The sequence below is a fragment of the Sedimentibacter saalensis genome, assembly GCF_007830175.1.
GTDB classification, from domain to species: Bacteria; Bacillota; Clostridia; order Tissierellales; family Sedimentibacteraceae; genus Sedimentibacter; species Sedimentibacter saalensis.
In genome coordinates, this window is record NZ_VLKH01000007.1 from 130,215 (window position 1) to 151,871 (window position 21,657).

At 35.2% G+C, this 21,657-nt stretch carries 22 protein-coding genes and 1 riboswitch; of the genes, 20 read left to right on the forward strand and 2 right to left on the reverse strand.

Annotated elements, in window-relative coordinates; genetic code table 11:
* Positions 1-163 precede the first annotated feature (163 nt).
* The 3 genes from LY60_RS12515 (at position 164) to LY60_RS12525 (ending at position 3,014) form a co-directional block, all read left to right on the forward strand.
* Positions 164-1,081 (forward strand): homocysteine S-methyltransferase family protein, encoded by a 918-nt coding sequence (locus LY60_RS12515; RefSeq protein ID WP_145084328.1) that lies wholly within the window; start codon positions 164-166, stop codon positions 1,079-1,081.
* Between the two features lie 63 nt (positions 1,082-1,144).
* On the forward strand, positions 1,145-2,488 hold the full coding sequence (gene mgtE, locus LY60_RS12520; RefSeq protein WP_145084330.1) for a magnesium transporter: 1,344 nt from the start codon (positions 1,145-1,147) through the stop codon (positions 2,486-2,488).
* A 115-nt stretch (positions 2,489-2,603) separates the two neighbouring features.
* On the forward strand, positions 2,604-3,014 hold the full coding sequence (locus LY60_RS12525) for an iron chaperone (protein WP_145084333.1): 411 nt from the start codon (positions 2,604-2,606) through the stop codon (positions 3,012-3,014).
* 242 nt (positions 3,015-3,256) lie between these two features.
* Here the strand turns inward: LY60_RS12525 and LY60_RS12530 are convergent, their stop codons facing one another.
* The gene (locus LY60_RS12530) at positions 3,257-3,928 is read right to left on the reverse strand and encodes a class I SAM-dependent methyltransferase (protein WP_145084336.1); all 672 of its coding nucleotides are present in this window, start codon (positions 3,926-3,928) and stop codon (positions 3,257-3,259) included.
* Positions 3,929-4,226: 298 nt separating this feature from the next.
* On the opposite strand from LY60_RS12530, the gene LY60_RS12535 reads away from it, so the two are divergent.
* Positions 4,227-4,769 (forward strand): GNAT family N-acetyltransferase, encoded by a 543-nt coding sequence (locus LY60_RS12535; protein WP_170226212.1) that lies wholly within the window; start codon positions 4,227-4,229, stop codon positions 4,767-4,769.
* Positions 4,770-4,785: 16 nt separating this feature from the next.
* Here LY60_RS12535 and LY60_RS12540 read toward each other — a convergent pair whose 3' ends face one another.
* Positions 4,786-5,412, reverse strand: a complete 627-nt coding sequence (locus LY60_RS12540) for a YczE/YyaS/YitT family protein (RefSeq protein ID WP_145084342.1) — start codon at positions 5,410-5,412, stop codon at positions 4,786-4,788.
* Positions 5,413-5,507: 95 nt separating this feature from the next.
* Here LY60_RS12540 and LY60_RS12545 point away from each other — a divergent pair, with 95 nt between their 5' ends.
* The 16 genes from LY60_RS12545 (at position 5,508) to murI (ending at position 21,383) form a co-directional block, all read left to right on the forward strand.
* Entirely contained in the window at positions 5,508-6,122 is a 615-nt protein-coding gene (locus LY60_RS12545) for a cyclic nucleotide-binding domain-containing protein (RefSeq protein ID WP_145084344.1), read from the forward strand.
* Between the two features lie 108 nt (positions 6,123-6,230).
* Positions 6,231-6,872, forward strand: coding sequence for a lactate utilization protein (locus LY60_RS12550; RefSeq protein ID WP_145084347.1), 642 nt, complete (start codon positions 6,231-6,233; stop codon positions 6,870-6,872).
* Between the two features lie 56 nt (positions 6,873-6,928).
* Positions 6,929-7,474 (forward strand): CDP-alcohol phosphatidyltransferase family protein, encoded by a 546-nt coding sequence (locus LY60_RS12555; RefSeq protein WP_145084350.1) that lies wholly within the window; start codon positions 6,929-6,931, stop codon positions 7,472-7,474.
* A gap of 48 nt (positions 7,475-7,522) precedes the next feature.
* Positions 7,523-7,945: a GNAT family N-acetyltransferase gene (locus LY60_RS12560; protein WP_145084353.1), complete on the forward strand. Its 423-nt coding sequence runs from the start codon at positions 7,523-7,525 to the stop codon at positions 7,943-7,945.
* A 361-nt stretch (positions 7,946-8,306) separates the two neighbouring features.
* Positions 8,307-8,633 (forward strand): PadR family transcriptional regulator, encoded by a 327-nt coding sequence (locus LY60_RS12565; RefSeq protein WP_246145446.1) that lies wholly within the window; start codon positions 8,307-8,309, stop codon positions 8,631-8,633.
* 3 nt (positions 8,634-8,636) lie between these two features.
* Complete coding sequence (locus LY60_RS12570; RefSeq protein WP_246145448.1) at positions 8,637-9,290, forward strand: DUF2812 domain-containing protein; 654 nt, start codon at positions 8,637-8,639, stop codon at positions 9,288-9,290.
* A 353-nt stretch (positions 9,291-9,643) separates the two neighbouring features.
* Positions 9,644-11,803, forward strand: coding sequence for an S-layer homology domain-containing protein (locus tag LY60_RS12575; protein ID WP_145084356.1), 2,160 nt, complete (start codon positions 9,644-9,646; stop codon positions 11,801-11,803).
* A 161-nt stretch (positions 11,804-11,964) separates the two neighbouring features.
* Complete coding sequence (locus tag LY60_RS12580) at positions 11,965-13,191, forward strand: NAD/NADP octopine/nopaline dehydrogenase family protein (RefSeq protein WP_145084359.1); 1,227 nt, start codon at positions 11,965-11,967, stop codon at positions 13,189-13,191.
* Positions 13,192-13,200: 9 nt separating this feature from the next.
* On the forward strand, positions 13,201-13,962 hold the full coding sequence (locus LY60_RS12585) for an aspartate/glutamate racemase family protein (protein ID WP_145084362.1): 762 nt from the start codon (positions 13,201-13,203) through the stop codon (positions 13,960-13,962).
* 154 nt (positions 13,963-14,116) lie between these two features.
* On the forward strand, positions 14,117-15,025 hold the full coding sequence (locus LY60_RS12590) for a LysR family transcriptional regulator (protein ID WP_145084365.1): 909 nt from the start codon (positions 14,117-14,119) through the stop codon (positions 15,023-15,025).
* Between the two features lie 389 nt (positions 15,026-15,414).
* Positions 15,415-16,458 (forward strand): methionine ABC transporter ATP-binding protein, encoded by a 1,044-nt coding sequence (locus LY60_RS12595; protein WP_145084368.1) that lies wholly within the window; start codon positions 15,415-15,417, stop codon positions 16,456-16,458.
* The gene (locus tag LY60_RS12600) at positions 16,442-17,122 is read left to right on the forward strand and encodes a methionine ABC transporter permease (protein WP_145084371.1); all 681 of its coding nucleotides are present in this window, start codon (positions 16,442-16,444) and stop codon (positions 17,120-17,122) included. Before LY60_RS12595 ends, LY60_RS12600 begins: the two co-directional genes overlap by 17 nt.
* 15 nt (positions 17,123-17,137) lie before the next feature.
* A complete protein-coding gene (locus tag LY60_RS12605; protein WP_145084374.1) occupies positions 17,138-18,097 on the forward strand; it encodes an L-lactate dehydrogenase in 960 nt (319 codons plus the stop codon).
* Positions 18,098-18,319: 222 nt separating this feature from the next.
* Positions 18,320-19,153 (forward strand): MetQ/NlpA family ABC transporter substrate-binding protein, encoded by an 834-nt coding sequence (locus LY60_RS12610; RefSeq protein WP_145084377.1) that lies wholly within the window; start codon positions 18,320-18,322, stop codon positions 19,151-19,153.
* A 17-nt stretch (positions 19,154-19,170) separates the two neighbouring features.
* Positions 19,171-20,337, forward strand: coding sequence for a pyridoxal phosphate-dependent aminotransferase (locus tag LY60_RS12615; RefSeq protein ID WP_145084380.1), 1,167 nt, complete (start codon positions 19,171-19,173; stop codon positions 20,335-20,337).
* A gap of 275 nt (positions 20,338-20,612) precedes the next feature.
* Positions 20,613-21,383, forward strand: coding sequence for a glutamate racemase (gene murI, locus LY60_RS12620; RefSeq protein WP_145084383.1), 771 nt, complete (start codon positions 20,613-20,615; stop codon positions 21,381-21,383).
* 166 nt (positions 21,384-21,549) lie between these two features.
* Positions 21,550-21,633, forward strand: a riboswitch (cyclic di-GMP riboswitch).
* The last annotated feature ends 24 nt before the right edge of the window (positions 21,634-21,657 follow it).

The window sequence follows — 21,657 nt, forward strand, 5'->3', positions numbered from 1 at the left end:
GAAAACACAAAATGTGTGGAATATAATGAAGATGGCCATGCTAATTTTATGTAACTGTTTAGGAGTGATCGAAAGTGTCTTGACTAGGCGGCAAGGCAAATGAAATTGCTCAAACTATCTAGAGTGAAGGTACACAAGGATAAACAAATTAAAGGAGAAAATAATGAGTTTTATTGATTGTGTGAATAATAGAAACAGTATTTTGATGGAAGGTGCACTAGGGGAAAGATTAAAAAGAGAATATAGACTGGTTTTTGATGAAGATGTGGTCATGGCTGGTTTGGTATATTCAGATAACGGAAGAAGAGCTCTCAAGGAACTTTGGAGTGAATACGCCAAAATTGCCGGAATCTATCATTTGCCATTTTTGGCAACTACACCAACAAGAAGGACTAATCAAGAGAGAGTCGGAAGGTCTAAGTTTGATTCCACCATTATTCATGAAAATGTAAAATTTTTGCGTGAAGTACAAGAATTGCAGGATGTCGAAATGTATATTGGAGGTCTTGTAGGTTGTAAGGGGGATGCTTTTACCGGAGAAGATGCATTGGATTTAGAATCATCTAAGGATTTTCATGAGTGGGAGGTCAGACTTTTCGCTGAGGCCGGAGTTGATTTCTTATATGCAGCACTATTTCCAAATGTTGAAGAAGCTGCTGGCATGGCATTGGCAATAGAAAAATACAAGATACCTTACATAATAAGTTTTACAATAAAAAAGGATGGTTGCCTCATTGATGGAACCAGGATTTCTGATGCGATAAAGTATATTGATTCATTAACAGCGAACAAACCTGTGTGCTATATGACAAACTGTGTTCATCCCAGAATAGTATATGAAGCTCTATTGCAACCATTTAATAACAATGAAATGGTTCATAATAGATTTAAAGGTATTCAAGTCAATACTTCGGCGCTATCATATGCTGAATTAGATAATTCCAAGGATTTAAAAGTGGCTGAGCCCACTGAAATTGCAGTAGATACGGTGAAACTTCGGGAAATCAGTCCATTCCAGATTTTTGGCGGCTGTTGCGGAACAGATGGCAGGCATATGAGTGAGATCGCAAAGAGAATATAATAAAATTGAAAATGATATTCAATGTTAAATGTTTAAGTTGATTTACGAAAGAGGTTTATAAATATGTTGGAGGAAAGACAAGAAGAATTAATAAATAGTGTATTAGAAGATGATAAAGAAAAAATACATGAAATAATTGATAATATGTATCCCATAGATATAGCTATTATCATAGAAGAACTTGATGACGAAAGTTTAATGAAATTTAATGAACATATAGATAATGAACTAATGGCTGAGATTATAGAACAGGCTAGTGAAGAATTACAGGTTAGAATTATAAAGCTGTTTGAATTCAAATCAATAGTACATTTGTTTTCTTATATGTCCAATGATGATATAGCTGATATTTTAGGCAATCTCCCTATTAAAATGAGAAAAGATTTATTGAAGTTGATGAAGACGGGAGACACCAGACAATTGCAAGAGCTGCTGGGCTATGATGAAGATAGTGCCGGTGGTATTATGACAACAGAGTATATTGCCTTAAGAGGAGACTTGTTAATTGGAGAATCCTTAAAAAAAATCAAAGAAATTGGACCTAAAACAGAAGTAATTGAAACCATATTTGTGTTGAATAATAACAAGGAATTGATAGGTACGGCGGATTTAAGGGATATATTAGTAGCACCTGAAGATGAAAAACTGTTAAACATTATGAATGATAATATAATCTCTGTTTATCCGGAAGAGGACCAGGAAAAAGTATCCTTGCTTGTTTCTAAATACGATTTAAAGGCTATTCCGGTAATAAATCATAAAAATTCTCTGCTTGGCATAATAACTGTAGATGATATTATTGATGTTATAGTAGAAGAGCAAACAGAAGATATATTAATGATGGGGGGCGTAAGCAAGGAAGAGAGAGTAGATAGTTCTCTTGGAACTTCTATTAAAAGGAGGCTGCCCTGGTTATTTATAAATCTTGGAACTGCATTCTTAGCTGCATTTACTGTAGGTTTATTTGAAGATGTTATTGCACAAGTTGTTGCTTTGGCAGCTGCCATGCCTATTGTAGCAGGAATGGGAGGGAATGCAGGAACCCAAACATTATCAGTTGTTATAAGAAGTATTGCTCTTGGAGAAGTAAGTTTAAAAAAGAATTGGAGACTTGTGTTTAAAGAAGTGGGGCTTGGTATAATTAATGGAGCAGCTACAGGAGTTGTTACGGGAATAATACTTTATATGAAATATAACAATCCTTATCTTGGACTCATTATCTTCGCTGCAATGATTGGAAATTTAGTAATAGCAGGTTTCTTTGGATTTATAATCCCTTTGTTATTGAAGGTGTTTGGTGTAGATCCTGCTTTAGCTTCAGCAATATTTTTAACAACAGCAACTGATGTTTTTGGATTTTTCTTATTTTTGGGATTAGCAAAAATGTTTTTACCATATTTATTATAAGATTAATAACTATGGATATAGCCACAATTACAAAATACACAAAAAAAGCATTTAAAATATATGATGAAATGGACATGGAGAACCGTCATTATTATCAAAAAAGGAGCGTAAAAAAATGTGGAAATGCCCGAAATGCGGACGAACATTTAAGAATCAAAATCAAGACCACTTCTGCGGAGAATCGCCAAAAACAATTGACGAATATATTGCTGCACAGACTGAAAGTGTACAGCCACTGTTGAATCAAGTGCGGGATACAATCCGTGATGTGCTGCCTGATGCAGAGGAACGAATATCATGGAGAATGCCAACATTTTGGCAAAAACATAATATCATTCATTTTGCTGCATTTAAAATGCACTTGGGGCTGTATCCAGGTGATAAGGCAATGGAACATTTTGCAGACATATTAACAGAGTACAAGACAAGCAAGGGTGCATTGCAGTTGCCATACAACAAGCCTCTTCCGCTGGAGTTAGTCGCTGAGATTGCAAAATGGTGTTATGAAACAGGAAATCACCATTAACTTTAGGTAAACTTAGGGGACGGTTCTCACCGGTCACTTATTCCAATGCGACTGTGGTCATATCGAACCGATCGGGACTACTAAAAAAGTCTATTTTGTCATCCTGAACGTTAGTGAAGGATCTCATCTTTTGTTGAAAAAATGAGATTCTTCGAGCAAGCTCTCAGAATGACAGCGAATAAATGTATAGTTTTTCAGTGATCTCGAACTGTCCCCTGTGACTATTCCACTTACATTACAATTTAATTAGGTTTATGGACGATTAGAAACATGCTAGAATCATCCACCTCTTGCACCTCGTAGGGGTATCCTAATTCTTCACCAATTTTTTCAAAATCCTCTGATGAATGGAACGTCGCCTTAAAACCCCCATTGCAGACAATCACACCGTCTTTGGTTTTCGCGTAGTCAATTTCACCTAAAAGCCCTTTTGAGGCCTGTTCCTCAAACCATTTCAGACGAGTATCCCAGAATTTAGTGCTGTAACTGCTGAAATAAGCTGTTCCGCCTGGTGCAACATTATCAAGAATTTTGTGAATGACAGCCGAATCAGCACGCATGGCAGACAATCCGTTTTGCATGCACAAAATAACATTAAAGGGCTTAGAAAAATGTATGTGTTGAACATCCATCTCAACTATGCTGGCATTGGGGCAGTCCTTGAGATAATCCTTGCTTAACTCAACGCTTTCAGTCGAGATATCTATCCCGACAATTGATCTGCAGCAGGGAGCCAATTCCTTAATAATTCTGCCGTATCCTGCTCCAAGCTCCAGAACACTCTGTGTGTTTAATAGATTTTTCTTGACAAAATCTATCTCTGCTTTTAAATATTGCCTGACACGTGGAATTTGAGTTTCATATACCTTAAAAAGCATTTGCGAATTTAATTTTTCTGCATAGTAATTGTCCATAATTCGTATCCTTTCTCCTCATAATATTAGAAGCAGATTATTCTTTGCAAAATTAACTATGTCACAGATAAATTTGGTACTATTTTAATTGCCTATCAGTATAATTATATAAATACTTTACAAATATTACAATATTTGTTTATATATGGTGGACGGTTTTGCCCGTTGAATACTGTGCATACTATATTTTTATGTATGATTTACTGGAATTTTGTTATATAATTGATATTGTTTCCCAATGACTAACCAAAGGAGACGAACTGTCCCCTTTGACTATTTTAATTTAACGAGGAAAGATATGGCTGTAAATGTTAAAAAGGTGCGAAGGTACAATGGTGATTATAAAATGATTAAAGAATTGTACTGTCACGCCTTTCCTGATATAGAGAGATTGCCCCTTTTGTTGCTGAGATTAATGGCTTTAAAACCTAATATTGAATTTTATTCAGTTTATGATGATGAAGAGTTTTGTGGCCTCTTGTACATTGTGAATTATAAAGCCATGTCACTGGTTTATTATTTTGCAGTTAGAAGCGATATAAGATCTATGGGATATGGAACTAAAGTATTGGAATGGCTAAAAAAAGAAAAGAATTCCATTTCAATAATCATGGAAACTGTCCATGAAAAATGTGATAATGCAGGGCAGCGTCAACAAAGAAAAAATTTCTATCTAAAAAATGGATTTAAAGATACTGGCTATTATATGAAGGATTACAGCGGAACATTTGATATTTTGAGCACAGAGTCAGACATTAATCCAAAAGAGTTCAAGAAGCTTATTAAACAATTTACTTTTTGGATGAGTGACCTAAAAGTTGGGAAATTTTTATCCGCTTAAAGTTGGGCGACCATTGTTATAAACGGTTTTTGAGGAAATTATATGTCAATCCCATCAAACGGGAAAGCAAGAGAAAACTAATAACTGTTCCTTCTCTTATAAACAAGGTATTACCGGACATAAATGTGATAATTAATGTGCTGAACAGAAATAATATATCAAATCCCATACGAACGGACATTAAATTCTTTTTTAGTCTTTCGCATAATACTACGCATAGACTCTCCAGTGGAAACTTTATGATTGCAATAGCCATAATTGCACCTAGACTAACAGAAGCCAGACACAATCCCACAAGGAAAGTTAATGCCTTTAATAAATATGATTCAATAACAAAGCCTTGAAATACATAATAAACAAAAAAGTTAATTATATAGCCATTGGCCATAGTTGCTAATATCTGAATAACATCTCTGGAGTCAAAGCTGGTTTTCCGAATGAGAACATAAGTTGCAAAAAACAGAATATTTAATATATTTAGCATTGTTCCTACTTCAAGATGAAATAGTTCTGCCATAGTCAATGCAAAGGCATTTAACATGCTTTGACCAATTCCTGCTTTTATCTGGAGAGAAATGCCTAAGCCAAGCATTAAAAATGCTAATATGGAGTATACAGTGTATTTCATATATTTTGTTTTCATAATTTTACCTCTTCATATATTATTTTTAATTTATGATTATGTTATAATAAAACGAAACAATTTAATATGAGAAATATCACATATGGGGTGAAAAAATGAATCAATTTATAGATCAAATACCACCGGCAGTAATTGAGAAAGGGTCTAGAAAGATATTTGTTAAACATAGCAATATTTTTAATATAAACAGCAATATAACAAGGTGCTATCTGATTCAATCCGGTATGGTAAAAATTTATATTGACCATGAAAATGGGCGCCGATCAATTCTTGATTTTGTTGGACATAACGATTGGCTGGGAGAACTTTCTTTGTTTTGTGAAGAAGCAGATATTAAAGAAAACAAAGTGCTTCACGAAGTACAATGCTTGGAATTTGATATAGCTGAATTACGACAACTGTGCAAAGAGAATGCAGAAGTTTCATTTTATTTTGCTTCATATATATCCGGTAAGCTATTGGCCAGAAGCTACCGCATGAGCGAATATCTGAATTATTCTCTGGAAAAAAGACTGGCCTCATTCATTATTAAGCATCAAAATAACGGTATATATAACATTCCTCACACTGATGTTTCTGAGTACATGAATGTCAGTTACCGACACGTCTTGCATGTAATTAAGCATTTTTGCGAATTAGGTATACTGACAAAAGGAAAAGCATATGTAATTTCAGATTTTGATAAGTTAACTCAAATTAAAAACAAGTGAATGCTCATGAAATTATGTCTTTCTGCTTTTTGAGTGTTATTTCTTTTGTAGAACAGTTAAAGAATTAAAGCATATTATCATATTAAATTAAAAATTGATGAGGTACATATGGAAAAGAACATTTCTTGGTTTATTCATAAACAAGTTGAAAATTTAATAAACAATTTAGAAAAACACAATATGAAAAGTATCTTTGTAAGAAATGAAGAAGAATTAATCAAGGTATTAACAGATTTAATTCTAGAAGGTTCTGTTGTTGGAGTAGGTGATAGTGTTACTCTTCAGGAAACAGGCGTTTTGGATTTTCTGCGTTTAGGAAATTATAACTTTCTGGACAAGTACAGAGAAGGAATAACCAGCGAAGAGAAGAAGCAAATCTATATTCAAAACTTCTCAGCTGATACTTTTATGTGCAGCACAAATGCCATTACTGAGGAGGGAGTTCTTTATAATATTGATGGTAACGGAAGCAGAGTAGCTCCAATGTTATATGGACCTAAACAAGTAATAATTGTTGCAGGAATTAATAAGCTGGTTCGTAATCTTGAGGATGCTGAAAATAGAGTCAGAAATTATGTTGCTCCTATAGATGCAAGAAGATTAGGTAAAGATACTCCATGTACTAAACTTGGGCATTGTATGGATTGTAAAAGCCCAAATAGAATATGCAATGATTTTGTAACCATTACCGGGCAATTTATCAAAGACAGAATAAAAGTAATCATTGTGGATAAATCACTTGGATATTAAAAACAGAGGAATTATTATGCCTCATGAACTGTGTATGAAATATTAATAATAAAGGGATGATATGTATTAAATATTTAGCTAATGGAATAACAATAAGCAGAATTATATCTTCAGCTTTTATGTTTTTTACAGAACCATTGTCGCTTGAATTTTACTTTCTATATACTTTTAGCGGTATTACAGACATGGTTGATGGAACAATTGCCAGAAAAATGCATACAGAGAGTAAAGCTGGAGCTGTTCTGGACAGCGTTGCAGACTTAATTTTTCTATTGGTTGCATTTATTAAATTATTTCCAACCTTAAGTCATGCATTTCCACCGTGGATTTTAAGTGCTGTCATTTTAATAGGAGTTGTAAGGCTTAGCGCATATGCAGTTGGTGCATTGAAGTTTCATAAATTCATTGCATTGCACACAATTGCTAATAAAATTACCGGATTTGTTCTTTTCTGTGTTCCATTTATTTTTTTAAGGATAGATATTCATCTTGTAAGTATAATTCTGTGCATTATAGCAGGTATATCTGCTGTTGAGGAATTGCTGATCAATATTAAGATGGTGCAGTATAACCCTGATGTCAGAAGTATTTTTGAAATATAAACAAGAGCGGGCCTTAAGTAAAAACTATTAAATTTCAAGGAGAAAACCATGAATTTGAAAATTATAAATAGTACAGAAAATATTAATTGGGAAATGGTAAGTTTTATTTTGGCAAAAGCAGGATTAAGCAGCTCAGAACCTGAAATTTGCAAAAGGGCTTTTCAAGGAAGTCAAGTAACCATATTTGCATTTGATGATGAAAATATGATTGGAACAGCTAGGGCAATATCAGATGGCGTGAAGCAGGCAGCCATATATGATGTTGCCATACTTCCTGAGTATCAGGGAAAAGGAATCGGTAAAATTATGATGGAAAATATAATGGATAAATTGCCCGGATGTAATTTCATATTGTATGCCAATGTTGGAAAAGAAGCTTTTTACGAAAAATTAGGTTTCAGACGTCTTAAGACAGGCATGGCAAAATTCGTTAAGAAAGAAATAATGACAAGCAGAGGATTTACAGAATAATATTTCTTATGATCTCTGAATGTTACTGAACAATGGACAGCCAGAAAATTAATATAAAAACTAAATAATTTACTGCTATCATAAGACCAAGATATGGTCACAAGTTTGATGACAAAGTTGTTTCAATAATGTAGTGGAGAACCTCGCGTCCTCCCGCAGATAAAAAATTAATGATATAAAACACGGGCTGGCAGTAACCAGCCCTACAGTTTGTCTAATTTATGTTTGTCAATAACCTGAAGACCATAATATGGTCTTTTTATTTTACTACTTGACACGTACTACGTTACGCGATATAATGAGTTATACTACGTAATACGTAATAAAATGATTTAAAAAAGGGAACTCAAGGAGGAATATATTGAAAGATAAAATGCAAGAAACTCCGCTTACGGAAACAGCGCTGCTCATATTGTTAGCCATGTACAAACCAAATCATGGTTATGGAGTAATGCAATTTGTAGAAGAGAAAACAAAAGGCAGGGTTGTTTTTGGACCTGGAACTTTATATGGAGCAATCAACAATCTTGAAAAGAAAAAGTGGATTACTCTTCATGCTGTCATTGAAGGGGAAAGAAAAAAAGAGTATGTTATCACTGATTTAGGAAAAGAACAGGTAAAGTCAGAGCTTTTGAGAATGCAGGAAGTTTATATTATAGGTATGGAAATAACAAGACTGGGGGAATGATGTATGATTAAAAAGTTTAGGATTTTTTTAAATCCAATCGAAGGACAGGAAAAATGGCTGAATGAAAAAGCAGCAGAAGGGCTTAGGTTATTAAAAGTAGGAAGATTTTTTTATGAATTTGAACAATGCAAAAACAATCAATACCAATATGCTGTTGATTATATAGGAAATAATTCAAACGCTCAGAGAAAGGAATATGAAAGTTTTCTGGAAGAAGTAGGAATAAACTATTTTGAAAAGCCACTGAATATTGGTCAGTTATCCTTTGGCAAAGTGAAATATCGCCCATATGCAAACAAGGGAGGAAAGCTGGCTACCTCATGGGGAATGATAAACAGAGAACTTCTCATTTTAGAAAAAGAATGTAACGGAAAGCCCTTTAACATTTATAGCAATGCCGAAGATAAAATTCAGGCACTAAAGGAAAGAAGGAAACCTCACATTTATCTGTTTATATTGATTCTTCTCATGGGAGGATACTTCACCTTTGCTAAAAGATATATGCTTGATGCTGCTTTCATGAATAGCCAGAACAGTTTTTCAAATAGTGTTGTAACATTATTGCTTGGAGTTATGGGAACAATCACAATAGCAAGAATGGTTCAATTATCACTATCCATTAAATCACTAAAAGAAATTGGAAATATACAAGAGTAAGATTTGTTGCAGAAAAATGCGCTGGTCAAATTTTTTTGCTTCGGTCATCGGGGACGGTTCTTACTGTCTTATTATCACATAGTTAAAATTCATTTAATGTACCCCTCATATTATTGAGGGGAATTTTTAGTTATAATAAATATAATAATTAGAAGTTGAAATAACGGTAAAAAGTTGTATACTTAAAGTAGGTGTAATCATATGCAAGTTTTAATGCTTGTGTTAACGATTTCCGAAAGAGGGCGATATGATAAATTATTGGGATTAGAAATTAGAAATCAGGGGGAGTTATTTAACTATGTTTCATTTTATTGTATTAAAAGCTTTAAAAACCTTAGAAAAGGAGTTTTATTATGACCAGAAAAATAAATGTAAAAAGTACTGTTTATAAATTATATTTTAAAAAAACAGTGGCAATTGTTCTTTCAATTCTTATGTCTGTCATAGCGCTGCCCTTTAATTCTGCATCGGCATTTGCTGCTGATGGTACAAATGGTACAGGAGAGAAAAGTATTGTTCTTGATCACTCAAATGTTATTACTTATGCTCAGACAGTAACCGGGTCATCAATTACATACAATGGTACGGAAGATACAAAAGTTGCATTTTATTCCTCAGACTTTGTTTCCGAATGTCAAAAAACTGTGGCAGGAATATTTAAGTCCATAAAAATTCCATCACTTCCTAACTCTTCATACGGCAAGCTTTACATAGGATATGTATCTTCATCAAGTTATAGCTCAACAGTAACTGCCGGTACAGAATATGATGCAACTAACATTGGAAAAATGTCTTTTGTACCATATCCAGGATTTTATGGGACAGTTGACATTCCATTCTATGGATATAATACAAATGGAGATATTTTTGAAGGAACAATCAAGATTGCTATTGCAGAGAGAAAAGTAGATGCTGACACCATAAAATATACAACCTATGAAGAAATGCCGGTGGATTTTGAAGCAGATGATTTTAATGATGAGTGCGTTGACACGACCAGAGACAATATAAATTATGTGAAATTTACATTGCCGCCTTCAAGCAGCGGCAGACTATATGTTGGATATGTATCTTCTAGTTCATATAGTTCTAAAGTTGCTGAAGGAACGAAGTATTATGAAAATGATCTTGATAATATTACATTTGTTCCATATCAGGACTATCACGGCAAAGTGATTATTTCATACATAGGATACAGCGATGATGGAAAATCATATACCGGAGAAGTTGAAATAACTGTCAATCAATATGATTGGGATGCAGATCCCATACTTTATAGTACAGGCTCCTTTACGCCCTTAAGTTTCGACTCTGACGATTTCGCAGACGCCTGTGATGATGCCAACAATGAAGGACTCGACTACGTTAAGTTTACTCTTCCTTCATCAACATATGGAATATTGTATTATAACTATACATCATCAACAAAATATGATTCAAAAGTTTCAGCCAGTACCAAGTATTACAAAAATGATCTGGATGATGTAGTCTTTGTGCCGAAATCTAATTATAAAGGAACGTTTTTTATTAGTTATACAGGATATGATGATGACGGAAACTCTTTTACCGGAATAGTTAAAATAACAGTTAAAGAAGAAAGTGCTGTTGCTGATACAATCAATGTTTCAACAAAAGAAGACACAGTCCTTTATTTTGATGATGATGATTTTAACGATGTATGCGAAGATGCTACCAATGAAGAACTTGATTACATAAAATTTACATTGCCTTCTTCAAGCTACGGAAAACTCTACTATAACTATTCATCACCAAGCAGTTACAGCTCTCTTGTTTCAGAAGGTACAAAATATTATTATGATGATTCACCATCATTATCAAAGGTAGCATTTGTACCTTATAAAGACTATAACGGTACTGTAACGGTAAAATATACAGGATGGAACACAGAAGGAGTTAACTTTACCGGAACAGTCAAAATAACAGTTACAGCCGTTGCTGATTCAGCTGCTTCATCTTACTTCAATGATGTTACATCGAGCTACAGCTGGGCATCAGCTTCAATTGATTATTTGTTTGAGAAAGGTGTAGTAACCGGTACAGGAGGCAACAATTACAGCCCTGCTCAAAACATGATACGTGGAGATTTTATGCTGATGCTTTATAGAGCGTTAGATTTAAGTGCTTCTTCAAAAAGCAATTTTTCCGATGTACCGGCTGGCAGCTATTATTATACTGCCATAGCTACAGCCAAAGCTCTTGGCATTGCCAAGGGTTATGATGATCTTTTCATGCCTAATGCACCAATTACAAGAGAAGATGCCATGGTTCTTGTTGCAAGGGCGTTGAAAGTTGATGGAAAGACATTAACTACAGGAAGTATCAGTGATTTGAACAATTTTAAGGATAAAGGTTCTGTATCTGATTATGCAGTTTCTTCAGTAGCAACTCTGGTTAAGGCAGGCATCGTTACAGGCAGCAACTCATATCTTAATCCTAAATCATATGTAACCCGCGCAGAAATGGCAGTTATACTTTATCGTGTTTTGAAGTAAGTTCGGTCAGAGAGAACCGTCCCCAATGACCGCCCTATGACCAGTTAGAATAATCAGCTATAGATTTAATCTATAGCTGATTATTATTTTTTGGTATTAATACTTTATTTTTTTAGCTGATATAATAGCAAAACAAATGGTAGTTAAAGAGGAGAAAAAATATGTACAATTTTAATGGAATTAAGGATGTGCCGGTGGCAATACTTGGTGGAGGAGCTGTTGGGAAAGCAGTTGGAGCAGATTGTGTATTGGGAGGCAACAAGGTAAGAATTTGTGACCTGGAACCTTATGCTTCCGCAACTCTTGCCAATTTACAAAAGACAGGCATTACACTGAAGGGAAATGAAAAAAACAAATACGGCTTTAAGCGTACCGGTACCGCTCATTTTCATATGATTACAACTGATGTGGAGGAATGTGTAAAGGGTGCTAAAATTGTTATTGTGGCAGTGCCTTCAGTAGCACATGATACTTTCTTTGAGAAACTGGTTCCTGTATTGGAGGATGATATGATAATACATATTATTCCCGATAATTATGGGTCTTTAAAGTTGAGAAAGAAAATGAGAGAGCTAGGCTGCAAGAAAAAAGTGATAATTGGAGGATGGTCCAGTGCACCTTATGGAGCACGTGTTGTTACTGAAGGCGGTGTTATGACTTCAGAGGTTTTTTTGGTATACCGTGCCATTACTTTGCGTGGAGCAGCTCTTCCTTCAACAGACCAGGCAGATTTCCTCGAAAGTTCAAAGTATCTTGGATGTTTTGACTCAATTACACAAGGAGATGGGCCAACAGGCGGTAATACTGTACTGGATATTGGATTTAGCAATGTAAATCCGGTGCTTCATTGTCCGGGGACATTGCTTGGTGTGGGTGTTATGGAAAACTGGGGAAAAATATTTGGAGGCAATGATAAATACACGTATTCCATTTACAGCCATGCATATTGTCCTTCAATTGCAGAAGTTCAATATGCTTTTTATCTGGAAGAACTGGAGCTTGCAAAGGCAATTGGCGTGAGTGTTCAGGAATATCCAAAGAAAAATTTCTTATCCCGCACAAGCATACTAGGACCTGAGTACATGGGAGATGACTGCATCGTTCCATTTGATGAACAGTACGAAACAGCATATGGCACAGGCCCGTTTACAATTCAGAACCGTTATATTACAGAAGACATACCTGTTGGCTGTCATATTTATCATGAGCTTGGCAAGAAATATGGGGTAAAGACCAAGGTGATTGACAGCATGATCACATTGGCATCTGTAATGACCGGCCATGATTTTTACAGTGAAGGCATGACACTGGATGATCTGGGAATCGGACATTTAGACAAGGAACAGCTTCTTAGATATTTGAATGAAGACATTTATGTGGAGAAATAAGGAGGACATATGAGCTGGCAGGGGATTTTACAGACAACAGGAGATATCTACAAGACACATGCAGTTCCTGCAACTTATACGGCAGGACATCCCATTGGAATTATTGCAGTAGATCTGGTATATCCTAAACTACCCGGAAATGTGGCTAATGCAACAACATATGATTTTCCGGTACTATATAAAAAAGTGAGTTTTGATATAGAGCTTTTGTTTGCTGGCGCTCCTGAAATAGAAGCTCAGATAGTTGCTGCAGCAAAAGAGCTGGAAGCTGAAGGAGTACGGGCAATTATAGGGGCCTGCGGTTATTTTGCTCATTTTCAAAATCAGGTGTCAGAATCAGTAAATGTTCCCGTGTTCCTATCAAGTCTTTGTCAGATTCCTATCATCAAGCTTGGGTTAAAATCTTCTCAGAAAATTGCTGTCTTTGCAGCAAGCAAAGAAAATTTAACCGACGAACTGCTTAAGAAAGTTGGTGCTGACATAAATGACTGTTTGATTCAAGATATAGGTAACTTAGAAAGTTTTGCGCCCATCAGATGGGGCAAAACAAAGCTGGACAATGACCGTCTTACAAAGGATCTTGCAGAAGTGGCAAAGAAACTCATTAGCGAAAGATCAGATATTGGGGCAATATTGTTGGAGTGCAGCGACCTTCCTCCCTATGCCAGTGACATTCAACGTGCAACCGGACTTCCTGTTTTTGATTTTATTACACTGATAAACTGGGTTGAACAGGCAGTAGTGCAGAAGAGGTATTTTGGATATTTTTAAATACCTTAATTTAAAATATTGCAAGTGTATAAAAAAATGTTGAAAAAAAAGCAATATTAATATAAAATAAAAAGTTATAAACATATGTTTCCTCAAGCTAATAGTTTGAGGAATTTTTTTAAAATTATCTATAGCATAAATGATAGGAGGAATTATGACGTTACAACAACTAAGATATGCCATTGCAATAGCAGACTGCAATTCTATGAATAAGGCAGCTCAATCATTATTTATATCGCAGCCAAGTCTATCAGCTTCTATCAGAGACTTAGAAAATGAAATTGGTATTACTATATATAAAAGAACTAACAGGGGAATAACAATTACACCGGAAGGTGATGAGTTTCTGGGGTATGCCAGACAGGTAGCAGAACAATATGAACTTATTAATCAAAGATATGTTGATAAAAAAAGCGTAAAAAAGAAATTCAGTGTATCAACACAGCATTATTCATTTGCAGTAAAAGCATTTGTGGAAATGGTAAAGCAATTCGGTATGGATGAATACGAATTTGCAGTTCATGAAACCAAGACCTATGAAGTTATTGAAAATGTAAAGAACTTTAAAAGCGAATTAGGTATTTTGTACTTGAATGATTTCAATAGGAAGGTAATAACAAAAATATTGAAAGAAAATAATCTGGTGTTTAAAGAATTATTTCAGTGCAAGACATATGTTTATTTATGGAAAGGGAATCCTTTAGCCGAAAAGGATTTGATTACCATGGAGGACTTAGAAGAATATCCTTGCCTTTCCTTTGACCAGGGTATGAACAATTCATTTTATTTTGCAGAAGAAGTGCTCAGTGCCAACGTGTATAAAAAGATTATAAAGGCAAATGACAGAGCTACACTGCTAAATCTTATGGTGGGATTGAATGCATATACATTGTGTTCCGGAATTATATGCGAGGAACTGAATGGAAATGATTATAAGGCCATACCATTGGATTCAGATGAAGTCATGAGCATTGGCTATATTACCAGGAAAAATACAACCATGAGCCAGCTGGGACACAAATATGTGGACGAGTTGATTAAATTTAAAGAAAATGTGTTATAGTTTTTACCTATAACGAGTTGTCGGTTTTATGTATTAACACTAATCCTGCAGATTATGTATAATACAAAACATGGACGACGTGGTTACAAAAAAATAAAACAGAAAATAAGGAGAGCAAAATGCATACTGAAAAATCAATGTTGAAAGTAAATATGTTTATGACCAGCTATACCATGCGAATGCAGATGCATATGAAAATGGATGTATTTAGTGTGCCTTATGTTACCTGATTATAATTTTCTTTTAGAAAATGTAGATAAAGCAGGTACTTACGGTACCTGCTTTTTGTATGCCCTACTGAATGAATTCCAAATTTGTAAGAGCGATAGTGAGCAAATAAATTTGTGAACGAGGTTGCGAATTAAAATACCGGAAATGGAGGAAAAGTATTGATTATATTTGAAAATGTCAGCAAGAGTTTTGAATCATATGGAAAAACAGTTGAAGCAGTAAAAAATGTCAACCTGCAAATGGAAGAAGGAAAAATACATGGAATTATTGGATTTTCAGGAGCAGGAAAATCAACATTGGTCAGGATGATCAATCTTCTTGAAAGACCAACAGAAGGTAAAGTTATTTTAGGAGATACGGAAATCACTTTGCTCTCGGAGAAAAGTCTCAGAGAGGAACGAAAAAAAATCGGCATGATTTTTCAACAGTTTAATTTATTTTCATCCCGAAATGTTTATGAAAATGTTGCTTATCCGTTAAAACACAGCAAGATGAAAAAGAAAGAAATCCAGGATAAAGTTAATTATTTGCTGGAATTAGTTGATCTTCAAGATAAATCTCATGCTTATCCATCACAGTTAAGCGGAGGTCAGAAACAGAGGGTGGCAATTGCAAGGGCATTGGCCTATGATCCTAAAATTTTGTTAAGCGATGAATCCACAAGCGCACTAGATCCACAGACCACAAAATCAATTTTAAAGCTATTAAAGCAATTGAATGAAAAACTGGGGATTACCATAGTAGTTATTACACATGAAATGCAGGTAGTAAAAGAAATATGTGAAAATGTAGTTGTTATGGAAAACGGTGAAGTGGTTGAGCAAGGAGATGTGTTTAATGTATTTGCTAATCCCGTAAAGCAAATTACAAAAGATTTTGTGGACAGCACATCAAATTTATCAAAGATACATGAATTAATCGAAGAAAAGGTGTCAATTACAAAACTCAAGGAAGGTGAATGCATATTAAAGTTTACTTATCTGGAACGAAATGCTTCAGAAGCATTGGTGTCACAAATCTCCAGGAAGTTTAACCTCGATGTGAACATTATCTTTGGAAATATTGAACTGATCGGAGAGCATCCCATCGGCGGTCTAGTATCAATTGTAAGTGGCGAGGCGAAAAATATTACGGAAGCAATTGAATATCTGCGAAATAAGAATGTAGGTGTGGAGGTGATTTTAGATGCAAGGGTTTCTTAGCAGTCTTTTTCCAAATGTATTGTCGAAACTGCCGGATTTTTATGAAAGCATTAATGATACTTTAATTATGGTTGGATGGTCAGGTTCTATTTCATTTATTCTTGGATTAGTTTTAGGAATTGTTCTGACCGTTACAAAAAAGGGAGGAATTCTTCAAAACCAGGCACTTTTTCAGATACTGGATAAAATAATTAATTTTTTTAGATCAATACCATTTATCATATTGCTGGCAAGTCTGATTCCATTGACAAGATTAATTTCAGGAACTGCAATTGGAGTTGACGGAGCAATAGTTCCTCTGGTCTTCGGTACGGTTCCATTCTTTTCAAGACAAATAGAGTCTGCTTTGGCCGAATTGGACAGTGGGTTGATTGAAGCGGCACAGTCCATGGGTTCCGGACCTTTAGAAATTATATTCAGGGTTTATCTTAAGGAATGTATTCCTGGTATTGCAAGGGGAACAACAATTACAGCCATAAGTCTCATTGGACTTACTGCTATGGCAGGTGCCGTTGGGGCAGGTGGCCTGGGGGATTTTGCCATACGCTTTGGATATCAGAGAAATCAGATTGACGTCACATATGCTTCGGTTATTGTGCTGGTTGGAATGGTTAGCATCATTCAAATTGTAGGAAATACCATAGTAAAGAAAAATAGTCACTAATAAGGAGAGATCAAAATGGCATTAACACCAAGAAAAGTTGTAATTATAGGAGCAGGACACGTGGGTTCTCATGCAGGATATGCGCTTGTATCTCAGGGACTTGCAGAACAAATTGTATACATTGATATTGATGAGGAAAAAGCAAAGGCACAGGCACTCGATATTTTTGATTCAACAGTCTATCTGCCCCACCATGTGAATGTAAAAGCAGGAAATTATTCAGATGCAGCGGATGCAGATTTAATGGTTATTGCAGCAGGTCCTCTGCCTGATATCAGCAAATTCCAGACAAGAATGGATACTCTTGCTGAAACAGTAGCAATCATGAAAAATGTTGTGGAAAACATAAAAAATTCCGGTTTTAAAGGCATTATTATAAGTATTTCAAATCCTGCGGATGTAGTAGCACATTATATACAAAATCAATTAAATTACCCGCCATCAAGACTGATTTCCACCAGCACAACTCTGGATTCTGCAAGGCTTCGAAGGGCCTTGTCTGAAGCAACAGGCATTGATCAGAAATCAATATATGCCTACGCACTTGGTGAGCACGGTGAAAGTCAAATGGTTCCATGGTCGGTTGTAACTATTGCCGGCAAGCCAATTTTAGAATTAATAAAAGAAAAACCGGAGAAGTATGGAAATCTTGACTTAAAGGCAATTGCTGCAGAAGGAAAAGCAGGAGGATGGCATGTTCTTAAGGGTAAAGGATCTACGGAGTTTGGAATAGGGGCATCCATTGCAGAAGTAACAAGAGCAATTTTTGCTGATGAGAAAAGGGTTCTTCCGGTATCTGTTCTTTTAAATGGTGAATATGGGCAGTATGACGTGTATGCTTCTGTACCAGCTGTGCTTGGAATTAACGGAGTGGAAGAAATAATTGAACTTCATATGAAAGCTGAAGAAAAAGAAGAATTTGATAAATCATGTAAAACAATGAAAGAAAATTACGAAATAGCATTAACATTATAACAGCTTTAATATATGCAATTTTAAATTGCTCAGTATGATGAAAAAGTATATGTTTAGATGTTTTCATTCTGAGGCGCAGCCGAAGAATCTCATGTTTTCAATAAAGATGAGATTCTTCACTACCGTTCAGGATGACAGTGTTGGGCTTGGTCAATAGTCTAAGCAATATTAAATTGTTTAAAAAGTAAGAATTAATATTAGACAAAAAAGAGGAGAAGAACTATGAAGAATAAGAAAATATTATCAATTTTATTAGCATTAACAATTACTGCAACATTTACTGCATGCGGGAAATCAAATGCAGATGTGAAAGAGGATACATCAACAACTACTGTAAAAGTAGGAGTTGTAGGAGAATCAAATGAAATGTGGACACCGGTCATTGAAGAAATGGCAAAAGAAGGAATTAATGTTGAGTTGATCAGCTTTACAGACTATGCTACACCAAACAGGGCTTTGTCAGATGGTGAGACGGATCTGAATGCATTTCAGCATTATGCATATTTAAATAAAGAAATTGAGAATAATGGATATGAAATTACAGCCATAGGCGATACTTTTATTTCAGCCATGAACATTTATTCTGACAAAGTGTCCAGTGTAAGCGAAATTGCTGAAGGAGCAAAAATAGCTGTTCCAAATGATGCAACAAACGAAGGACGTGCACTTAAAATATTAGAGGCAGCAAAGCTCATTGAAATAGATGCGAACGCTGGTGACAGCCCTGAACTGGGAGATATCACTCAAAACCCATTGAATATTGAATTTGTAGAAGTTGATGCAGCAAATGTATACGCACTTCTTCCGGATGTTACAGCAGCAGTGATAAATTGCAACTATGCCTTGGATAACGGATTAAATCCAGGAGAAGATTCTATATTTCAGGATAATGTAAGCTACTATTCAGGAAATAGTTATGTGAACCTGATTGCAGCAAGAACAGAAGACGCCAATAATGAAACATATTTAAAAATAGTAGAAGCTTACCAGTCAGATGCAGTAAAAGCGATTTATGCAGATACATTTAAAGGTGCATACATCCCGGCTTGGAAATAACATTAAGGAGAACAAAAGTGAAAGAATTAAGTAAACGTACCTCAGTTTTCACTGATTCAGTCATACGCAGGATGACCAGAATTTCAAATGAATATAATGCAGTGAATTTATCACAGGGCTACCCGGATTTCGAACCACCTGTAGAAATTACAAACAGACTTGCTCAAGTGGCAGCTGAAGGACCTCATCAATATGCAACCACATGGGGTGCTCAAAATTTTCGTGAAGCTCTTGCAAGAAAACAAGAACATTTTTCAGGAATGAAAGTAGATCCCAACAAAGAAATTGTAGTTACCTGCGGAAGTACAGAAGCCATGATGGCGGCCATGATGGCTGTGACCAATCCTGGAGATAAAGTAATAATTTTCTCTCCATTTTATGAAAATTATGGGGCAGATACAATTCTTTCAGGCGCAGAACCAATCTATGTGCCGTTAAATCCGCCAAACTTTAATTTTGATGCTGATTTGTTGGAGGAGGCGTTTAAGCAGGACGCCAAGGCACTAATTTTATGCAACCCTTCAAATCCCTGCGGAAAGGTGTTTACGAAGCATGAATTACAGGTAATAGCAGATTTGGCTATTAAATATGATACTTATGTGATTGCAGATGAGGTGTACGAACATATAATTTATGCACCACATAAACATACCTATATGGCTTCTCTTCCGGGAATGAGGGAAAGAACAATTTCATGCAGTTCCTTGTCTAAGACGTATTCCATAACCGGATGGCGTCTGGGATATGTAATTGCTGATGAAAGAATCATCGACAGGGTAAAAAAAGTACATGACTTTTTAACTGTTGGTGCTGCAGCACCTCTTATGGAAGCAGCAGTTGTCGGCTTGAATTTCAAAGATGATTATTACCTTGAACTGCAAAGACACTACACTCATATGAAAAATTTATTTATAAATGGATTAAATCAAATAGGGCTTAAATATACAGAACCTCAGGGAGCTTATTATGTATTGGTGGATATAAGTGAATTCCATTATAACAGTGATATAGAGTTTTGTGAGTGGCTGGCAAGGGAAGTTGGAGTGGGAGCAGTTCCGGGGTCAAGTTTCTTTCAGGAAAATGTGAATCAGTATATTAGATTTCATTATGCAAAAAAGGATGAAACATTGAACATGGCACTTGAGAAATTATCTCACATATATTCAAAGGCAAGAGTGTTGTAATACTATTAATTTAATGCAGCTCATTTAGAAAATGGCTGACAAAGCAAAACTTTGTTGGCCGTTTTTATTTTTGTCAATGATAACTATAATGAATATAATATTATAAACAATTGATTTTATATGGACAAAATACTGAAGAAGTGGTATATTTGGTACCGAAAATTATAATTTAAACATATGCATTTCATGGTTTTATGATATAATTTAAAAGAAATTAATTTTAAGTTAATTATTAATAAAAATATCGCAATCTTTGTAAGGCAACAGGAGGAAAAATGAAAATAGGTGTTTTTGATTCAGGCATAGGAGGAATTACCGTACTGCATGATGCAGTGAAAATGCTTCCTAATGAAGATTATATATATTATGCTGACACCATGAATGTTCCTTACGGAACAAAGCCAAAAGAAGAAGTGAAAAAATACATTTTTTATGCCATAGATTTTATAGTAAGTCAGGGAGTGAAGGCAATAGTAGTTGCCTGCAACACCGCAACAAGCGTTGCAATAGAAGAGTTAAGAAACAGATACAGCATTCCCATAATAGGAATGGAACCTGCCGTTAAGCCTGCTGTTGAAAAAAATAAAAATGCAGACAAGAGAATTTTGGTTACTGCAACAGAACTGACACTTAAGCAGGATAAGCTTCAAAATCTTATTGCAAAGCTTGACAATGAACATATAGTTGATCTTTTGTCACTTCAGGAACTGGTACGCTTTGCAGAGAAATTTGATTTTTCTGAAGAAACAGTCCTTCCTTACCTTAAGGAGCGATTGTCTAATTTTGATTTGAGCAATTATGGAACTGTTGTTCTGGGCTGCACTCATTTTACGTTCTTCAAGGACATGATACAGAAACTTCTACCTGAGGATGTGGATATAATCGATGGAAACATGGGAACCGTGAACAACTTAAGAAGAATTCTTGAGGAAATGAATTTGCTAAATGAAGGAAACGGCAGTATTGATTTCTACAATTCAGGCGTAAGAGTTGAAGATCAGGAAAAACTAAGACAGTACAAAGATTTGCTTAAACAGCTTGACTAATGATTTCTGCAATTGAATGTCAGCAGGAAACGGCTGTTTTTTGTCTGTTGCAGAACAAAGTGGTTAAATTCTACAGAGTAGAATTCTGTGACAGAAAGCATGTCTACAAAAAAATATTCCATATTCTTTAATTTGTGTTATAATATAAATGTTAAAAACTACCAATGATATAAATGGGCAAAACTGATGAAAATTAGTGACGCAAAGCTTTGAAGTCTAAGGCACACGCTATGATTGTTCGGCTGCAAAATTTTTATTTTGCAGCTTTTTTAAT

Coding starts and splice junctions, on each gene's coding strand:
- LY60_RS12515 (WP_145084328.1), top strand. CDS start 164: ATGAGTTTTATTGATTGTGTGAATAATAGAAACAGTATTTTGATGGAA.
- LY60_RS12600 (WP_145084371.1), top strand. CDS start 16,442: ATGCAAGGGTTTCTTAGCAGTCTTTTTCCAAATGTATTGTCGAAACTG.
- LY60_RS12610 (WP_145084377.1), top strand. CDS start 18,320: ATGAAGAATAAGAAAATATTATCAATTTTATTAGCATTAACAATTACT.
- LY60_RS12545 (WP_145084344.1), top strand. CDS start 5,508: ATGAATCAATTTATAGATCAAATACCACCGGCAGTAATTGAGAAAGGG.
- LY60_RS12550 (WP_145084347.1), top strand. CDS start 6,231: ATGGAAAAGAACATTTCTTGGTTTATTCATAAACAAGTTGAAAATTTA.
- LY60_RS12540 (WP_145084342.1), bottom strand. CDS start 5,412: ATGAAAACAAAATATATGAAATACACTGTATACTCCATATTAGCATTT.
- LY60_RS12525 (WP_145084333.1), top strand. CDS start 2,604: ATGTGGAAATGCCCGAAATGCGGACGAACATTTAAGAATCAAAATCAA.
- LY60_RS12585 (WP_145084362.1), top strand. CDS start 13,201: ATGAGCTGGCAGGGGATTTTACAGACAACAGGAGATATCTACAAGACA.
- LY60_RS12575 (WP_145084356.1), top strand. CDS start 9,644: ATGACCAGAAAAATAAATGTAAAAAGTACTGTTTATAAATTATATTTT.
- LY60_RS12570 (WP_246145448.1), top strand. CDS start 8,637: ATGATTAAAAAGTTTAGGATTTTTTTAAATCCAATCGAAGGACAGGAA.
- LY60_RS12555 (WP_145084350.1), top strand. CDS start 6,929: ATGATATGTATTAAATATTTAGCTAATGGAATAACAATAAGCAGAATT.
- LY60_RS12535 (WP_170226212.1), top strand. CDS start 4,227: ATGGCTGTAAATGTTAAAAAGGTGCGAAGGTACAATGGTGATTATAAA.
- mgtE (WP_145084330.1), top strand. CDS start 1,145: ATGTTGGAGGAAAGACAAGAAGAATTAATAAATAGTGTATTAGAAGAT.
- LY60_RS12580 (WP_145084359.1), top strand. CDS start 11,965: ATGTACAATTTTAATGGAATTAAGGATGTGCCGGTGGCAATACTTGGT.
- LY60_RS12560 (WP_145084353.1), top strand. CDS start 7,523: ATGAATTTGAAAATTATAAATAGTACAGAAAATATTAATTGGGAAATG.
- murI (WP_145084383.1), top strand. CDS start 20,613: ATGAAAATAGGTGTTTTTGATTCAGGCATAGGAGGAATTACCGTACTG.
- LY60_RS12590 (WP_145084365.1), top strand. CDS start 14,117: ATGACGTTACAACAACTAAGATATGCCATTGCAATAGCAGACTGCAAT.
- LY60_RS12530 (WP_145084336.1), bottom strand. CDS start 3,928: ATGGACAATTACTATGCAGAAAAATTAAATTCGCAAATGCTTTTTAAG.
- LY60_RS12605 (WP_145084374.1), top strand. CDS start 17,138: ATGGCATTAACACCAAGAAAAGTTGTAATTATAGGAGCAGGACACGTG.